Source organism: Bradyrhizobium sp. P2_E8, from assembly GCF_056403875.1.
On record NZ_JBFUES010001714.1, the window covers coordinates 1 to 835 of the forward strand.

General features: G+C 64.9%; 1 protein-coding gene and 1 pseudogene. One reads left to right on the forward strand and one right to left on the reverse strand.

The features are described from left to right. Window positions 1-194, forward strand: a pseudogene (locus AC1D00_RS43415) (hypothetical protein); the annotation flags it as partial. 220 nt (window positions 195-414) lie between these two features. On the opposite strand, the gene AC1D00_RS43420 reads toward AC1D00_RS43415, so the two are convergent. Then, the coding region (locus tag AC1D00_RS43420) for an SDR family NAD(P)-dependent oxidoreductase (protein ID WP_477014968.1) at window positions 415-835 on the reverse strand (421 nt) is incomplete at its 5' end.

Here is an 835-nt window from a genome sequence, read left to right on the forward strand (position 1 = left end):
TCGCGCCGGCGGTGGTGGCCGCGCTGTTGCTCGTCGTCGCCATGGTGCGCGACTGGCGCACCGAGGGCCGCGTGCATCCGGTCTACATCACCGGCACGCTTGCGTTGCTGGCGGTGAAGGTGCTGAACTGGCCGATCAGCGAGACTGCGGCATGGCATTCTTTCGCCGGCGGGATTCTGGCGCTGGCGCAGTGAGCAACCCAATACTCCACTGTCGTCCCGGACAAGCGAAGCTCCAGACAACGCGCAGCGTTGACTGGCGCGGAGCGCCGATCCGGGACCCATAACCACAGGCAGAGGTGGTTACGACGACTCGGAGTTACGGATTAGCAAAACAACTCCATCCTGTGGTTATGGGTCCCGGATCTGCGCGCGCTTGAGGCGCGCTTGTCTGGGACGACGGCGGAGATTGGAGCTACGCCCCCGCYTTGCACGTGATCCCGCCGTCCACGACCAGCTCGATCCCCGTCACATATTTCGACTCGTCCGACGCCAGGAACAGCGCGGCATTCGCCACGTCCCAGGCATCGCCCATGTGACCCATCGGCACTTGCGCATCGCGCGCGCGCCACATCGCTTCGACGTCGCCCTTGGCGTAGCTGGCGGCAAGGCCGGCGGAATGCTCGACCATCGGCGTCTTCATCAGGCCGGGCAGGATCGCGTTGACGCGCACATGATGCCGCGCGAACTCGATCGCGGTGGTGCGCGTCATCTGGTTCATCGCCGCCTTCGAGGTGCCGTAGGTGACGTAGGAGATGCCCATGTGGCGGATCGAGGCGATCGAGGAGATGTTGATGATCGAGCCGCCGCCCTGTTTCACCATCACGGGGATGACG